The organism is Streptomyces sp. NPDC002926 (assembly GCF_053591755.1).
In genome coordinates, this window is record NZ_JBSFUK010000022.1 from 79,729 (window position 1) to 95,713 (window position 15,985).

13 protein-coding genes and 1 tRNA gene are annotated in these 15,985 nt (G+C 71.2%); 6 read left to right on the top strand and 8 right to left on the bottom strand.

The annotated features are described in order from the left end of the window. Window positions 1-40 precede the first annotated feature (40 nt). The gene (locus ACWDZ6_RS26015; RefSeq protein WP_326650088.1) at window positions 41-544 is read left to right on the top strand and encodes a DUF3830 family protein; all 504 of its coding nucleotides are present in this window, start codon (window positions 41-43) and stop codon (window positions 542-544) included. On the opposite strand, the gene ACWDZ6_RS26020 is transcribed toward ACWDZ6_RS26015, so the two are convergent. Both ACWDZ6_RS26020 and ACWDZ6_RS26025 read right to left on the bottom strand, forming a co-directional pair. Then, complete coding sequence (locus ACWDZ6_RS26020) at window positions 522-1,937, bottom strand: amidase (RefSeq protein ID WP_451504773.1); 1,416 nt, start codon at window positions 1,935-1,937, stop codon at window positions 522-524. The genes ACWDZ6_RS26015 and ACWDZ6_RS26020 overlap by 23 nt on opposite strands. Further along, a complete protein-coding gene (locus ACWDZ6_RS26025; RefSeq protein WP_451504760.1) occupies window positions 1,921-2,883 on the bottom strand; it encodes a D-2-hydroxyacid dehydrogenase in 963 nt (320 codons plus the stop codon). Before ACWDZ6_RS26025 ends, ACWDZ6_RS26020 begins: the two co-directional genes overlap by 17 nt. 96 nt (window positions 2,884-2,979) lie before the next feature. On the opposite strand from ACWDZ6_RS26025, the gene ACWDZ6_RS26030 reads away from it, so the two are divergent. From ACWDZ6_RS26030 to ACWDZ6_RS26045, 4 genes are all read left to right on the top strand, one after another. Continuing rightward, the gene (locus tag ACWDZ6_RS26030) at window positions 2,980-3,816 is read left to right on the top strand and encodes a maleate cis-trans isomerase family protein (protein ID WP_326650085.1); all 837 of its coding nucleotides are present in this window, start codon (window positions 2,980-2,982) and stop codon (window positions 3,814-3,816) included. Then, window positions 3,813-4,538, top strand: a complete 726-nt coding sequence (locus ACWDZ6_RS26035) for a maleate cis-trans isomerase family protein (protein ID WP_451504761.1) — start codon at window positions 3,813-3,815, stop codon at window positions 4,536-4,538. Before ACWDZ6_RS26030 ends, ACWDZ6_RS26035 begins: the two co-directional genes overlap by 4 nt. A gap of 100 nt (window positions 4,539-4,638) precedes the next feature. Continuing rightward, the gene (locus ACWDZ6_RS26040; RefSeq protein WP_451504762.1) at window positions 4,639-5,757 is read left to right on the top strand and encodes an LLM class flavin-dependent oxidoreductase; all 1,119 of its coding nucleotides are present in this window, start codon (window positions 4,639-4,641) and stop codon (window positions 5,755-5,757) included. A 220-nt stretch (window positions 5,758-5,977) separates the two neighbouring features. Then, window positions 5,978-7,696: a glycosyl hydrolase family 18 protein gene (locus ACWDZ6_RS26045; protein WP_451504763.1), complete on the top strand. Its 1,719-nt coding sequence runs from the start codon at window positions 5,978-5,980 to the stop codon at window positions 7,694-7,696. Window positions 7,697-7,857: 161 nt separating this feature from the next. On the opposite strand, the gene ACWDZ6_RS26050 is transcribed toward ACWDZ6_RS26045, so the two are convergent. Further along, window positions 7,858-9,672, bottom strand: coding sequence for a putative bifunctional diguanylate cyclase/phosphodiesterase (locus ACWDZ6_RS26050; RefSeq protein ID WP_451504764.1), 1,815 nt, complete (start codon window positions 9,670-9,672; stop codon window positions 7,858-7,860). 398 nt (window positions 9,673-10,070) lie between these two features. On the opposite strand from ACWDZ6_RS26050, the gene ACWDZ6_RS26055 reads away from it, so the two are divergent. Beyond that, window positions 10,071-11,333 carry a M6 family metalloprotease domain-containing protein gene (locus ACWDZ6_RS26055; RefSeq protein WP_451504774.1) on the top strand — a complete coding sequence of 421 codons (1,263 nt, stop codon included), beginning with the start codon at window positions 10,071-10,073 and terminating at the stop codon, window positions 11,331-11,333. 119 nt (window positions 11,334-11,452) lie between these two features. On the opposite strand, the gene ACWDZ6_RS26060 is transcribed toward ACWDZ6_RS26055, so the two are convergent. From ACWDZ6_RS26060 to ACWDZ6_RS26080, 5 genes are all read right to left on the bottom strand, one after another. Further along, window positions 11,453-11,526 (bottom strand) — tRNA-Lys (locus ACWDZ6_RS26060). Next, window positions 11,517-12,173, bottom strand: a complete 657-nt coding sequence (locus ACWDZ6_RS26065; RefSeq protein ID WP_451504765.1) for a bifunctional DNA primase/polymerase — start codon at window positions 12,171-12,173, stop codon at window positions 11,517-11,519. The genes ACWDZ6_RS26060 and ACWDZ6_RS26065 overlap by 10 nt, the downstream gene beginning before the upstream one ends. 163 nt (window positions 12,174-12,336) lie before the next feature. Then, the gene (locus tag ACWDZ6_RS26070; RefSeq protein WP_366730768.1) at window positions 12,337-12,675 is read right to left on the bottom strand and encodes a hypothetical protein; all 339 of its coding nucleotides are present in this window, start codon (window positions 12,673-12,675) and stop codon (window positions 12,337-12,339) included. Window positions 12,676-12,833: 158 nt separating this feature from the next. Then, entirely contained in the window at window positions 12,834-14,171 is a 1,338-nt protein-coding gene (locus tag ACWDZ6_RS26075; RefSeq protein ID WP_451504766.1) for an AAA domain-containing protein, read from the bottom strand. 43 nt (window positions 14,172-14,214) lie between these two features. Beyond that, window positions 14,215-15,837: a hypothetical protein gene (locus ACWDZ6_RS26080; protein WP_451504767.1), complete on the bottom strand. Its 1,623-nt coding sequence runs from the start codon at window positions 15,835-15,837 to the stop codon at window positions 14,215-14,217. Between the last annotated feature and the right edge of the window lie 148 nt (window positions 15,838-15,985).

The window sequence follows — 15,985 nt, forward strand, 5'->3', positions numbered from 1 at the left end:
CCGCGCGGCTACCCGGCTCCGCGCGGGGTATGCGTACGGGATGGCCGACCGATACGTGACCGTTGCCCTCGACAAGCGCGGTGTGCAGTGCACCGCGAAACTGCTGACCGAAAAGGCCCCGCTGACCTGCGCGGCTGTGTGGGACGCGCTGCCCCTGGCCGGGGATGTCTACCACGCGAAGTATGCGCGCAATGAGATCTATGCCCTGCTGCCGGCGTTCGCGGAGCAGGAGCCACCGCTGGAGAACCCGACGGTGACCCCCATTCCGGGGGATCTGTGCTATTTCACCTTCTCCGATGTGCAGTTGGGTACGGCGTCGTACGGATACGGGGAGCAGGCCGCCCACCACGGCCGCCGTACCGTCGTCGACCTCGCGCTCTTCTACGAGCGCAACAACCTGCTGCTCAACGGCGACACCGGCTGGGTCCCCGGCATCGTCTGGGGATCGGTGGTCGACGGCCTCGACCGGATGGCCGAGGCCTGCCACGACCTGTGGCGAGCGGGTGCGCTCGGCGAGACGCTCAGCTTCCGCCGGGCGCCGTAGGAGCGGGCACCGGCATCGCGGCCGCGCCCGACTCGTACAGGGCGTGCGCCGCCCGCAGTACGAGTGCGTCCGCGTGCCGCGGCCCGATCAACTGGACACCGATCGGCAGCCCGTCCTCGTCCACGCCGCACGGCACGGTCGCGGCGGGCTGCTGGGTCATGTTGAAGGGGTACGTGAACGGCGTCCACCCCGTCCAGCGGTGCTGCCCCGAGTGCACGGGCACCTCGAACCCGGCCTCGAAGGCCGTGATCGGCAGGGTCGGCGTGACCAGCAGGTCGTACGAGGTGTGAAACCTCCCCATGCGCCGGCCCAGCTCCATCCTGGTGTCCACGGCCGCCAGATACTCCAGCGCGCTGTACCGCGCCCCGATCCCGGAGATCTCGCGCAGCCCCGGGTCCAGCAGCTCCCGCTGCTCCGCCCCGACATGCTCCAGCAGCCGGGCCGCGCCGCTGAACCACAGGGTGTGGAAGGCCTCCACCGGGTCGGTGATGTCCGGATCGGACTCCTCGATGTACGCGCCGAGGCCCGCCAGCGCTCCCACCGCCCGCCGCACCGCGGACGCGACCGCGGGGCGCACCGCGACCTGACCGCCGAAGGACGGCGAGTAGGCGATCCGCAGCCCCTTCACTCCGTCCGAGAGGCCGTCGCGGACGCTGCTCGCCGGGCCCAGATGCGACCAGTCCCGCCAGTCCTCGCCGCTGATCACATCGAGCATCAGCGCGGCGTCCGCGGCGTCCCGTGTCATCGGGCCCGCGTGGGCGAGCGTCCCGAAGGGACTGGACGGATACAGCGGCACCCGTCCGTACGTCGGCTTCAGCGCGAAGATCCCGCAGAAGGACGCGGGGATACGGACCGAGCCGCCGCCGTCGGTGCCGATCGACAGCGGACCCGCGCCGACCGCCACGGCCACCGCGCTGCCGCCGCTGGAGCCGCCGGATGTCCGCGCCGGATCGAACGGATTGCGCGTCACCCCGTGACGCGGCGAATCGGTGACGCCCTTCCAGCCGAACTCCGGCGTCGTCGTCCTGCCGAGGAAGACCGCGCCGTGCGCGCGCAGCCGGGCGACGGACGGCGCGTCCTCGTCCCAGTTGCCCTCCGCCGAAACGGTTTTGGAGCCGCGCAGGGTCGGGACCCCGCGCTGCAGCAGGAGGTCCTTCACCGTCACCGGCACTCCGTCGAGCAGCCCCTGCGGCTGCTTCCTGTGCCACCGCTCGGTGGATGCCCGCGCCTGGGCCAGTGCCTGTTCGGCATCGACCCGGACAAAGGCATTGACCAGCGGCTGCACCACCTCGATCCGTTCCAGCGCGGCGAGGGTCGCGTCGACGGGGGAGAAGTCGCCCAACGCGTAGCCGGCCAGCAGTTGGTGTGCGGTCAGGTCAGTCAGCGGAGACATCATGCATGGGGACGTACCCACGTTTCTTGTCCACCACGTTCGGGAACGGCTTTCCGGCCTCCCACAGTTCGTACAACTCGACGAATTGTTCACCCAGACGGTCCCGCCAGCCGACCGTGTCGCCGCTCATGTGCGGCGAGACGATCAGCCCGGGGACGTCCCACAGCGCGCTGTCGGGCGTGACCGGCTCGGACACGAACACATCGAGGGCAGCGCCCGCGATCCACCGGTTGTTCAGCGCGGTGACGAGATCGTCCTCCACCACCAGCGGACCGCGCCCCACATTGATGAAGTGCGCCGACGGCTGCATCAGTGCGAAGCGCCGCCCGTCGAACATCCCGCGTGTCGCGTCGGTGAGCGGCGCGGCGCAGACGACCCAGTCGGCGCGGGCGAGCAGCCGGTCGAGATCCTGCGTGCCGTGGATTCCGGGACGCTCGGTGCGGCCCACGACCGCCACGGTGACGCCGAGAGCCTCCAGCGTGCGGGCCACGGCCCGGCCGATCGGGCCCGCTCCGACGACCGTCGCCCTGGTGCCCGCGACCCGCAGGCCCTCGCGGTGGCGCCAGCGCCGCTGCCGCTGGAGCTCGAGGGTTCCGGGGAGGTCCTTGGCCATGGCGAGCACCAGTCCCGCCACGTATTCGGCGATCGGTTCCTCGAAGACTCCGCGGGCGTTGGTGACGACCGTTTCGGAAGCGATCAGCTCGGGGCACAGCAGCCGGTCCACGCCCGCGCTCGGGGTGTGCACCCAGCGCGGCCGCGGGCCCTCGCCGGGCCAGCCGCGGCGTACCGCGTCGGAGGTGAAATCCCATACCAACAGGACGTCTGCGTACGGGAGTTGAGAGGCGAGCGTCTGCTCGTCGGCGTACTGGACGCGGACCCTTCCGGCCAGTTGACCGAGACGCGGCGGGGGGTCGGCCGCCAGGACAAGGAGGGTGGGTTCAGACATCAAGCGGAAGCCGTTTCGTAACGTCTGACATGTACGGATTGACCCACGCTCGCACCCGAACCTAACGTCGTCAATAACACGCTAAGGGGGCCAGCGATGGATGTCTCCTTTCTCGGCGGGCCACGGCCACAGCGCGGTGTCGGTGTGGTCGCCCCGTTCGATTTCGCCCTGGACCGGGAGCTGTGGCGCTGGGTCCCCGACAATGTCTCGCTGCGTCTGACCCGTACCCCCTATGTGCCCGTCGAGGTCTCGTTGGACCTGGCCCGCCTGGTGAGCGAGCACGAGACGCTGCGCGATGCGGTGCGGGCACTGGGCGCGTCCGAGCCCGAGGTGGTCGCCTACGCCTGTACGTCGGGCAGTTTCGTGGGCGGCCTGGCCGGGGAGCGGGCCATGTGCGAGGCGATGAGCTCGGCGGGGGAAGTGCCCTCGCTGACCACCTCCGGCGCCCTGCTCGAAGCACTCGACGAGCTGGGCGCCGGCCGTATCGCCCTGGTCACGCCCTATACGGAATCGGTGACCCAGGCATTGGAGGAGTATCTGGCAGAAGCCGGGGTAACGGTCACGGGCCGCGCTTTTCTGGGGCTGACCCGGCACATCTGGAAGGTGCCGTACCGGTCGGTCGTGGACATGGCGCGGCAAGCGGTGGTGGGCGCGGCGGACGCGCTCTTCATCAGCTGCACGAATCTGCCGACGTACGACGCGATTCCGCAACTGGAGGCCGAACTGAGGATGCCGGTGCTCTCGGCGAACCAGGTGACGATGTGGGCGGCGCTGCGCGGGATCGGGGTGCACGCGGTCGGCCCCTACCAGGCGCTGCTGCTGCAACCGGAGGCCGCTGAGGTGGAGCCGCCACAGATGCCGTCGGCTCACCAGGCACCGCAGCCCCAGCAGGCCCAGCCGGCTCAGCCCGAAGAACAGGAAGGCTGGACATGACCACGGTCGGACTTCTCTACCCCGGGCACTCCGCCGAGGACGACTATCCCCGGTTCGAGGTGCTGCTCGACAGCGACATCAGACTGCCCGTCGTCCACACCGACATCGGCGAGGACGCGCACCGCGTCGACGCGCTGCTGGAGATGGGATCGGCGGAGCGGCTCGCCGCGGGTGTGGAGGAGCTCCGGCTGGAAGGGGCGGAGTCGGTGGTCTGGGCGTGCACCAGCGGGAGTTTCGTGTACGGCTGGGACCGGGCGCAGGAACAGATCCGCTCCCTCGCCCGGGCCGCGGGTCTGCCCGCGTCGAGTACGTCGTTCGCCTTCGCCCATGCGGTACGGGAGCTGGGCGCGCGGCGCGTCGCCGTCGCCGCGACCTATCCGGAGGACGTCACCGCGCACTTCACCGCCTTCCTCAAGGCGTCCGGCGCCGAGGTGGTCGCGGACAGGGCGAGCGGGATCATCACGGCGGCCGAGGTGGGCACCTGGGGCCGGGCGGAGGTGCTGGAGCTGGCGCGCGCGGGCGACCATCCGGACGCGGAAGTGGTGCTGCTGCCCGACACGGCCCTGCACACCGCGGCGTACCTCGCCGACCTGGAGGAGATGCTGGGCAAGCCGGTGCTCACCGCCAACCAGGTGACGGTGTGGGAGGGGCTGCGGCTGGCCGACCGCAGGGCCTGGGTGTACGGGCCGAAACTGGGCACGCTGTTCGCGAAACGGGAATGACGGCGGGAGCGACAGGAACGACCAAGAGGACGACGAAGGGGACGGCCGGGCGGGAATAACCGGAGAGACCCTCCTGTTCTTCTGTGCTGTACGTATCTTCATGCGCAGGAGGGCCCCACCGGTGGACGAGATTCGAGGCACGGCGAACGGAACCGCACCCGTACCGCTGTCGGTACTGGACCTGGTGACGGTCGGCAGCGGCCGTACCGCGACCGACGCCCTGCGTACCAGCGTGGACATCGCACGGCTCGCCGAGCGCCGCGGCTTCCACCGTCACTGGGTCGCCGAGCACCACTCCATGCCGGGCGTCGCCTCGTCCTCGCCGGCCGTGATCCTCGCCCACCTCGCCGCCCACACCGAGCGCATCCGTCTCGGTTCCGGCGGTGTGATGCTCCCCAACCACGCGCCGCTCGTGATCGCCGAGCAGTTCGGCACGCTCGAGGCCCTCGCGCCGGGCCGGATCGACCTGGGTCTGGGCCGCGCGCCGGGCACCGACGGCGCGACCGCCGCCGCGCTCCGGCGTGCCGACCGGCTGGGGTCCTCCCTGCCGGAGGCCAGGGGAGAGGGCGCGGACGAGTTCCCTCAGCAACTCGCCGAGCTGACCCGGTTCCTCGACGACGACTTCCCGGACGGCCATCCGTACGCCCGTATCCACGCGGTCCCCGGACCGGTCCAGGGACCCTCGGCCCGCCCGCCGATCTGGCTGCTCGGCTCCTCCGGCTTCAGCGCGCGGCTGGCCGGCGTCCTCGGACTGCCGTTCGCCTTCGCGCACCACTTCTCGGCGCAGAACACCGTCCCGGCGCTGGACCTCTACCGCGACTCCTTCCGCCCCTCGTGGATCCTGGACGCCCCGTACGCGGTGATCGGCGTCTCCGCGCTCGCCTCGGACGACGAGCGGGAGGCGCGCCGTCAGGTACTGACCGGCGCGCTGTCGATGGTCCGGCTGCGCACCGGCCGCCCCGGGCTGATCCCCACGCCCGACGAGGCGGCGGCGTACGAATTCAGCGCCATCGAGCGGGAGTTCGTGGACAGCTGGCTGTCGAATGTCATCCACGGCACTCCGGACGCGGTGCGCACCGGCCTGGACGACCTCCAGAAGCGCACCGGCGCCGACGAGTTGATGATCACGGCCAATGCGCACGGCGGCGACGCGCGGCTGCGCTCGTACGAACTGATCGCGGATGCCTACGATTTGCCGGGTGGACTGGTTCATTCCTGAACCTCTTGTCCGCAGTTCCTTAAGGGAGTCCTAAAACCGCTCGTCACCGATGGTGGCGGGCGGTTTCACATTTCGGGCGCGGGTGTCTGACAAGCGGTTTCTCCAAGAAATTGGTCTAGTCCTTATTTGGTTCAGACCATTGACGCGGCAGTGGCCGGATCGCTATCTCTTCTCCAACTCCCGTTCCGGATTTTGTCCCCCACACCCCCGGAGGCTGTACGTGCGCTCCCGCAGACCCTTGCTCGCGGCCCTGACGACCGCGGCGCTCGCCGCCGGCGCCCTGGCCGGTTTCACAGGCCTCGGCACCGCCGGGGCCGCGGCCCGCGGCGACGCCACGGCCGCCGCCTCCACCGGCGGGGTGAAGATCGCGTACTACGACCAGTGGAGCGTGTACGGCAACGCCTTCTACCCCAAGCACCTGGACACCCGGGGCATCGCGGACAAGCTCGATGTCATCAACTACTCGTTCGGCAACATCCACCCCACCGACCTGACCTGCTTCGAGGCGAACAAGGCGGCGGGCGACGACAACAACCCCAACGCCGGTGACGGCGCGGGCGATTCGTACGCCGACTACCAGAAGTCCTTCGCCGCGGCGGACAGCGTCGACGGCGTCGCCGACACCTGGAACCAGCCGATCGTGGGCGTCTTCAACCAGTTCAAGGAGCTGAAGGCGAAACACCCCAAGCTCAAGATCAATATCTCGATCGGCGGCTGGACCTACTCCAAGTACTTCCACGACGCGGCGAAGACGGACGCGAGCCGCAAGAAGCTGGTCGCCTCCTGCGTCAAGCAGTACATCGCGGGCGACCTGCCGGTCGACGGCGGCTACGGCGGCGCGGGCGCGGCTGCCGGGATCTTCGACGGCATCGACATCGACTGGGAGTACCCGGGCTCGGAGGGCGGCCATCTCGGCAACCACTACGGCGCCGAGGACAAGGCCAACTTCACGCTGCTGCTGGCGGAGTTCCGCAAGCAGCTCGACGAGTACGGCGCGGCGCACGGCGGCAAGAAGTACCTGCTGACGGCGGCGCTCCCGGCCGGCCAGGACAAGATCAAGAACATCGAGACGGACAAGATCGGCGCGTACCTCGACTACGCGAACATCATGACGTACGACATGCACGGCGCCTGGGACGCGGACGGACCGGCGTACCACCAGTCGCCGCTGTACTCGCCGGCCTCCGACCCGACCGACGTGATCGCGCCGGGCACGCAGAAGTACTCGATCGACAACGCCATCGACTCCTGGCTGGACGGGAACGCGGCGTACGGCATCGCGGGCGGCTTCCCGGCGAACAAGCTGACGCTGGGGTACGAGTTCTACTACCGCGGCTGGAAGGGCGTCCCGGCCGGCGCGAAGAACGGCCTCGCGCAGTCCGCGACCGGCGCCTCGGGTGCCCGCCCGGTCAGCCAGCAGGCAGGCATCGCGCACTACAAGGAGCTCGGCGGCATCGTCGACAACGCGGCGACGACGTTCTGGGACGACGAGGCGAAGGCGGCGTACTTCTACAAGGACGGGGAGTTCTTCACCGGCCTCGACAAGCGGGCGATCCAGGCGCGCGCGGACTACGCGCACAACCGTGGCCTGGCGGGCGCGATGATGTACTCGTTGCTCGGCCTCGACGAACAGACCACGCTGCTCAACCAGATCGTGACCGCGGTCGGCGGCTCGGCCACCCCGGACCCGACCCCGTCTCCGTCGGACCCGACGCCGACCCCGGGCAATCCGACCCCGTCCCCGGGCAACCCCACCCCCTCGCCCTCCGCCCCGCCGGCCGGCTGCACGGCACCGGCCTGGTCCCCGGCTCCGGCGTACACCGGATCGACGCAGGTCTCCCACAACGGCCATGTCTGGAAGGCCAAGTGGTGGACCCAGGGCGAGGAGCCGGGCACCACGGGTGAATGGGGCGTCTGGCAGGACCTGGGCGCCTGCTGACCCGACCTCCCCAGTCCCCCCACAGGCGACCGCCCCCGGCCGGAACCCAGTTCCGGCCGGGGGCGGTTCGGCGTTCCCGGCCTGTCTCCCGGCCTGTCTCCCGGTCTGTCTCCCGGTCTGTCTCCCGGTCTGCCTCCCGGCCTGTCTCCCGGCCGACGACCTCAGACCGACAGCGCGCCGGAGCCGATCAGCTCCGCGATCCGTTCCGGCGCCACCGCCCGTGAGTACAGCCAGCCCTGACCCGTGTCGCACCCGATCCGTCGCAGACGCGACGCCTGGCCGGCCGTCTCCACGCACTCCGCCGTGACCGTCAGGCCCAGCCGGTGCGCCAGTTGCACCATCGCCTCGACGATCGTCTCGTCCGCCGGGTTCGGGTGCGCCTCGTCCTGGAAGCCGCGGACAAACGATCCGTCGAGCTTCAGTACGGACACCGGCAGCCGGCTCAGATACGCCAGGTTCGAGTACCCGGTCCCGAAGTCGTCGATCGCGATCCGCACACCCATGTCGCTCAGTGCCTGCAGCGCCTGGAGCGGGCGACCCGCCGAACCCATCACCGCGGACTCGGTGAGCTCCAGCTGCAGCAGATGCGGTGGCAGGCCGGTCTCGGCCAGGATCTCCGCCACGTCCGCGACCAGGTCGGAGTCCCAGACCTGCCGTACGGCGACATTGACGCTCACGAACAGCGGCAGGGCGTCCGGGTGGTCCTTCTGCCACTGGCGGGCCTGGCGGCACGCCGTACGCAGCACCCACCGGCCGAGCTGGACGATCGAGCCGTCCTCCTCCGCGATGGCGATGAACCGATTCGGCGCGAGCGTGCCGAACTGCGGGTGGTTCCAGCGCACCAGCGCCTCCACGCCCCGCGGCACCCCGTCCGCCATCCCCACCAGCGGCTGGTACTCCAGGGCGAACTCGCCGCGCTCCACGGCCGGCCGGAGCGTGGAGGAGAGCGCCTGTCTCGTCATCCGGTGCGCGTTGCGCTCGGGGTCGAAGAGGGTCCAGCGAGCCCTGCCGTCCGCCTTCGCCCAGTACAGCGTGGTGTCCGCGGCCTGCATCAGACCCGTCGCGGTCGTCCCGGCCGCTACCCGCTCCACGACCCCGATCGACGCCGACACCGAGAGCCGCTGTCCCGCCAGGTCGAACGGCTGCTGGAGCGCGACCAGTACGGATCTGGCGAGGTCGGCGAGCTGCTCCGTACCGGTGGAGTCCTCGACGAGGATCGCGAACTCGTCGCCCCCGAGGCGGGCCACCAGATGGCTGCCGCTGCGCGTGTGGCCGTCGCTGTCCGCGCACTCGGTCAGCCGGGTGGCGACGGCGGCCAGCAGCCGGTCGCCGACCCGGTGCCCGAGCGTGTCGTTGACGGCCTTGAAGCCGTCCAGGTCCAGGTAGCAGAGCCCGATCCGCCCGGTGGAGCCCTGGTCGTAGGCCGATGACTCCAGCGCCGCCGAGAGCCGCTCGAAGAAGAGGGTGCGGTTGGGCAGCCGCGTCACCGGGTCGTGCATCTGGACCTGCCGCAGCCGCGCGAGCAGCTCGCGCCGGTCGCTGACGTCCGTGATGGAGAGCAGCACATTGCTGCTCTCCGGCACCGGCGCGACGGTGACCTCGGCCCAGAGCGTGCGGCCGTCCGGGTGCTTGAGGCGGCGCGTGCAGCGGAACCTGGAGCGGCGGCCGCGCAGCACTTCGCGGTACGCCTGCCAGGTACGGCCGTCCGACGCCAGGTCGACGAGATCGGCCGCGGACTGGTCCAGAAGGGTGACGGGTTCGGTGCCGAGCAGCGCGGCGAAGGCCTCGTTCGCGGTGACCGTCAGGCCCTCGTGGTCGACGACGGCCATCGCGAGGTGCGCGGCGTTGAACGCGGCGCGGTAGTCACGCAGTTCGGCGGCCGCCCGGCCGGCGCTGTGACGCTCTGTGAGTAACGGCCGGTTGCTTCCGGGGACTGCGACTCCGGCCGGCCCTGTTCCTTCGGAGGTTCCGCTCACCGCTCGCTCCCGCAGTGCAGTTGTTTTCGTACAGGGTCGTACAGATGTGGTCGGGATGGCCGCCCCACGCGATCGGCGATGAAGCCGGTATGAACTCGGGGAAGACGCCTGGAAAGTGTGCCGATCATAGAGGCCGCCCGGCGGCTGTTCCAGCTGTGGCGTAGTGGATCAGGCCGCCCCAGGGCTACGGACGATCGTTTCTGCACAGGTCTGCGCGGGGGCCGATTCCGTCCTGACCGATTGTGACGTTCCGTGAGCCATCGGAGTGTCGGCGGGTCTCGGGTCGGTGTCGGCCCGGTGTCGGGTCGGTCACCCGAGTGGGGCAGCCGGCAGGGCGTACCAGCTGAAATCAACACAGGGTGGGTGAGGTGTCCCGCATTCCTCAGCCGGAGGTCCACGTGGAGGGTCAGCAGTCACCCGAGGGAACACCCGTGGGAGTGGCCCCGGGAGTGGAATGGGGGCGCCTGCGCAGCGCCGCGGCCGCCCTCACCTCCCTCACGGCGCTCGCCGCCACGGGCCTGGTGGCCGGCCCGGCCGTGGCCGAGTCACCCGGAGGGCCCTGTGCGCTGCCCCGCACTGCCGCTCACCACTCGCTCGGCGTCGACTCCTGGGACTCCGCCTACCCGCGACCTGTCGGGAACCTGGACGCGGTCATGATCTTCCTGTCGTTCCCGGACTCGGTGCCGCTGAACTCACCGGACGACCTCGCGAGGGACCACTTCCCGGCCACCAGCCAGTTCTTCGCGCGTGCCTCGTACGGGAAGTTCGCGCTGCGCCCGCATCCGCAGCACCAGTGGGTGCCGATGCCGAAGTCCTCGACCGGGTACGGGATAAAGCGGGACTGGGACTCGCCGCGGCGCAGCGCCTATCTGCGGGACGCGGTCGCCGCGGCGGACTCGACGGTCGACTTCTCCCGTTACGACGTCGTCTATCTCGTCGCCGACCCGGACGCGCCCGGTGTGGACGCCGACGCGACGAAGGTCGTCAACCTGGAGCAGCCGCTGCATGCCGACGGCACGGACATCAAACGGGTCGTCACCGTCTTCGAGAGCCATCCGCCGGACCACAACGTGCTGGCCCATGAGACCGGGCACGCCTTCGACCTGCCGGATCTCTACCACCGGCCGACGGACGGCAAGGGGGACTGGGACACCTACGTCGGGGACTGGGATGTGATGGGCAGCCAGTTCGGGCTCGCGCCGGATCTCTTCGCCTGGCACAAGTGGAAGCTGGGATGGCTGGACCAGCGGTCCGTGCGCTGTGTGCAGAAGTCCGAGCTGATCACGCTGGAGACGGTGGAGGCCGCGCCCGGCGGCAGCCTCGGCACGCGGCTCGCCGTCGTCAGGACCGGGGAGGACACCGCGCTCGCGATCGAGGCGCGCAGCTCGATGGGCAACGACCGGGATACCTGCGCCGAGGGTGTGCTGCTGTACCGCGTACAGGCCGAGACGGCGTCGGGCGGCGGTCCGATCGAGGTCGTGGACACGCATCCGGACACCGAGGCGTGCTGGGACCGGTCGGTCTATCCGCCGCTCGCGGACGCGCCGCTGGGGGTCGGCGAGACGTTCACGATGCCGGGGACGCCGGGCGAGCGCACAAGGGTGCAGGTGGTGGATCGGACGCGGTCGGGCGCGTGGACGATCAGGATCACGACGGCGTAGCGGCGCGGGTGCGGGCTGCCGCGATGCGGGGCGTCGCCTTGGTGCGGTGGCCCTTCGGGTCGCCCCGGTGCGGGAAAGCGAAGAAGCCCCTCGCTCTCGCGAGGGGCTTCTTCCGTCTGTGCGCCGCCAGGGACTCGAACCCCGGACCCGCTGATTAAGAGTCAGCTGCTCTAACCAACTGAGCTAGCGGCGCCTGCTGACGTCGTAGACCTTAGCATCCTGATCGGCGGGAGGAAAAATCGATATACGCACGCTCGATGACGAGGCCGCACGGACCGCCCGGACGCACGACCAGAGCAGTACCTCGGGCCCCGGAAGCCACGGATGGCGGGCGTCCGGGGCCACCAGCCAGCGCGGCCCGGTGGCGTCCTGGCTCTGCGCCAGCGGCGGGACGGTCACGGCGTCGCCGATGCCGTGGTAGATCATCGGCGGTACGGAACAGCCCCACTCCTCCCAGTCGAGCAGGGACGGCAGACGCTGGGCGGTGCCGGGCGCGGCGAAGATCATCATCCGGCCGCGGTGCATGGCGACGGGGCCGGATCCCGGCCCCTCCTCCCAGAGTCGGTCGAGCATCCGCCGGCCGAAGATCGTGGGCACGTTCACGACATCGAAGACGGCGCCGCAGGGGAGCACGGCGGGGGCGGTCGGCCGGGTCTCCCAAAGGGAGAGTATCGAGCGCGGATACGCCCCGGCCGAGGTGAGCCAGCGGGCGCCGGGGGTGGTCACCTGTGCCGCGCGATGGCTGCCCTCCTCCTGCAGGAGGGCGAGGATGTCCGTACGGCGCTCGTCGTCAGCGACGCCGGGGTCTCGCAGGAGTTCGTCTCGCAGCCATGCGCTCATGACACAAGATCTACCGTGAGTGACGGTTCTGTCTCTGAGAGTTTGCGGAAATGAGGACAGGGCGGGACGGGGAGGGGTACCTTGCCCCCCTGCATATGCCAGGCGGGATGTTGGCCGGTGCGTGCCCCGTGCGTGCCGGTGCCCGTTCGGCTGCTTCCGGCGGCTACGGGGTGGTGTTGCGGAGCAGGTCGCGGCCGAACTCGATCATCTTCTTGGCGTAGTCCTCCGTCCACTCCGCCCGCTCGGCGATGTCCGCGGGGGTGAGCCGGTCGAAGCGCCGCGGGTCGGCGAGCTGGGCCGCCGCGAGCGCCTGGTACTCCGCCGCCCGGTCGGTCGCCGCGCGGAACGCCAGGGTCAGTTCCGTGGCCCGGGCCAGCAGCTCCCGTGGGTCCTCGATGGACTCCAGGTCGAAGAAGTGCTCGGGATCGGCGGCAGCCTCCGACGGCTCGAAGAGCAGCGGGGCCGGTCGCAGCTTCCGCTCGCTCCGCTCGGGATCCGCCATGTGGTTCTCCTCCTCGTACGGTGCGGCCCCTGATCCGGCCGCCTTTCCTCGACTCGCGCGTGTGGCCGGACTCCGCCCGGTGCCCGGGGCCACCGTCCATTGTCCCGGTCCCCGCAAGGGGGCCTGCGGTTGCCGCCGCACACCGCGTTTCCCGGTACTCACGGTCGCCAGCTCACACGGTGTTCCGCCAGGTGGGCCAGCACGGCGTGGTTCGCCTCCCAGCCATCCGGGAATTTGACCGTGACGCCCAGCTGGACAGGCTCCGTCGAGGGGTGCTCGTCCAGCAGGTCCGTGACGCCCGCGCGGCACACCACGATGCACGCGTGCCGGTGGCGGGAGGCCAGTACGCACAGCCGGCCCGTCTCCAGATGGAACGCCGTCGCGTCCGGGCGGCCCGACAGCGGGTGGAGGACCACCGTGACGTCGAACTCCCGGCCCTGGAGACGGTTCGCGGTGTCCACGGTGACGTCGGCGACGCCCACCTCGGCCAAGGCCGCCCGCACCGCCGCCGCCTGGTCGCGGTGGGCCGTGCCGACCGCGATCCGCTCCGCGGTCACCGGGACCGGGTCCGCCGACCGCTCGCTGGTCGCCGCGCCACCGCGGTCCAGCAGCCGGCGGACCACCAGGGCCACGGCCCGTACCGCCTCGGGGTCCGTACGGGGCGTGCTGCGCGCGGGCAGCTCCAGCAGACCCCATCCGGACTCCGCCGCCTCGTCCAGCACCCGGTCCGGCCCCGAGCCGTCCGACGGCACACCGAAGGCCAGCCGCCGGTCGTCCGGGCCCGTGCCGCTGCGGAAGGGTGTGTACGGGTAGAACGCGTCCGAGACCAGCGGTGCGGCGGACGCCGGGAGCCGCCAGGAGACCGGCAGCCGGTGCTGCGGAAGCTCCGGGTTGTGCGCGAGCAGCGTCGAGACCGCGCTCGCGGACGGGTCGTACGACAGCCCGGCCCACTGGTCCGCGCCCACGATCGAGAACGGGTCCAGCTGGCCCGGGTCACCCACGAACAGCGCCCGTTCGAAGAGCCCGGCGACGGCGAGCAGCGCATCGGAACGCATCTGGTACGCCTCGTCGACGATGGCGTGCCGCCAGGGCTCCACGCCCTGCACATGCGCCCACTTCGCGGCGGTCGAGATGACGACGTCCAGGCCTGCCAGGTCACCGGCCTTGGCGGACTTGCGTACGTTGTCGAGCTCGTCGAGGGCCTTGTCGTACGGGTCGGCTTCGTTGCTGTGCAGCCGTCCGACCGGCAGGTCGGGCTCCTTCTCGGCGAGCCGGACCACCAGGTCGTCGACCTGCGCATTGGTCTGCGCGATGACCATCAACGGTCGCCCGGCAGCCGCCAGTTCCCGCGCGGTGTGCACGACGAGCGTCGACTTGCCCGCGCCGGGAGGCGAGTCCACGACGACGCCACGGTGTGTCCCGTGCAGTGTGTCGGAGAGGATCGCGTCGGTGGCCCGGCCGGCCTCGGCGGACGGATCGAAGACGCGCCCGCTCACAGCGCACCTCCGCCCGCAGCGGCGGAGGGGTCAACAGTGGCCGTCACAGAATGTCCTCCGGGGTCACGGGGTCCGGGCTCTCCGCGGCCGTGCCCGGAGGGCCGCCGTGGGTCCATGGGGTTTCCTCCTGGTCCGGCAGCTTCGGGCCGCCCCGCCGGCCGTGCTCGAACAGGGTCCACGCGATCCGCTCGCCCTTCTCCGGTACGGAGCCTGCCGCAGGGTCCCTGGACCGGCCCATGCGGTCGGTCAGCCGCAGCACCAGCACACCCTCGGCCTCGGACCCTGTGAACCCGACGAACTCGGCCGTCTGCGGCTTGCCGTCCAGCGAGCGGTACACCTTCACGCGCTCGCTCAGATGCGGGCGGTCGTCCGTGCGGACGGTCAGCAGGGGACGCGGGCTCGGCCGCTTCGACTCGGACCAGGCCATCACGACCTCGGTCACCTCACCCATGAACGCCTCGCCCGCCAGCCTGCGCCCCGCCAGCACCAGTGGGTCGTCCAGCGCCTCCTGGGCCTTCAGCTGCGCCTGGGCCGTCTCGCGGGAGGCGAGTTTCCGCGCGGCCGTCACCGCGTCGTCGCGCCGGGGCTGCGGCGGCTCCCCGGCCCGTACGCGATCGCGGTGCGCGGTGAACGACCAGCGGTCGCGCGTCCAGCGATCCGCCGCCCGCGACCCCTCCGGCAGCTCCCGGAGCAGCTCGAGGCCGCGCCACACCGCCTGCCAGGTGGGCTGCAGCTGGCCGGCCACGAGTCGGCGGATCTCCCGCTCGGCGACGGTCAGTTCGCCAAGACGCGCGTCGGCCGCCGCACCGTCCTCGGCCGCCGCCAGCGCCTGGCGCGCCCGGTCGTAGCGCTCGACGGCCGGGGCCAGCAGCCTGTTGTCGAAGGCCGGGTCGGTTGCCGGGCCGGCCGGCGGGCAGAGCAACTGCCCGGCCCGGTCCCGCGCCAGCTCCGCCCGCAGCGCGGCCTGAGCGCCCGATGTGCCGTCGGGCGGGTCGATCCAGGCGAGCAACGCGCCCAGATGCTGGTCCTCCAGGCTCGACTGGCCGGTCGCCCAGTGCCGGTTCAGCAGATCGGTCGCCGCGAGCAGCAGCGAGGAGCCGGGCACCCGGGCGCGCTCGCCGTAGTGCGTCAGCCAGCGGCCGAGGAGCGGGACGCGAGGCGGCGCGGGGTAGGGCGCGTCGGGGTCGTCCTCGGCCGTACGCCGGAAGCGCATCGAGCGGCCGAGGAGCCGTACGAAGTCGACGCCGGCCCGTCCAGGCACGATCAACTGCGGTGCGTCCGCGCACAGTTCGACATCGGCCTTGTCGCCCTTGCCGGTCTCGGGGCCGGTTTCTCCCCCAGCCTTCGGCCGGGAGGTGCCCCCGGGCTCGACAGGCTCGACATCGTCGGCGTACGCGTCGAGGTGCGGCAGTACGGCATCGGCCAGCTCGGCCAGGAAGGTGAAGCGCAGATCGCGGTCGCGCGGCTGCAGCACGACCAGCAGTCGCGGCTCCTGGGGATCCGTTCCCACCAGCGCGCCCAGCGGCGCACCCGCCTCACCGGCCGTGGTCAGCGGTACGAGTACCAGCGGCCGCTCGGACAGATGCCGGTGCCGCACGGTCGCCAGCGGGGTGGCCCGCCCCGACTCCACGGCCTCCAGCCGGGCAAGGATGGAGATCAGCGACATCCGGCCTCCTCCAGCGCCTCGGCCCGCAGCGTCGCGGCCCTGCGCAGGGCCGCGACCGGCGGATACGTCGCCGGAACCGACACCGGGGGGGCGGGCGCGGTAACCCCCCCAAGCACCGCAGAAGTGAAGGGCACACGTCTGAAAACAC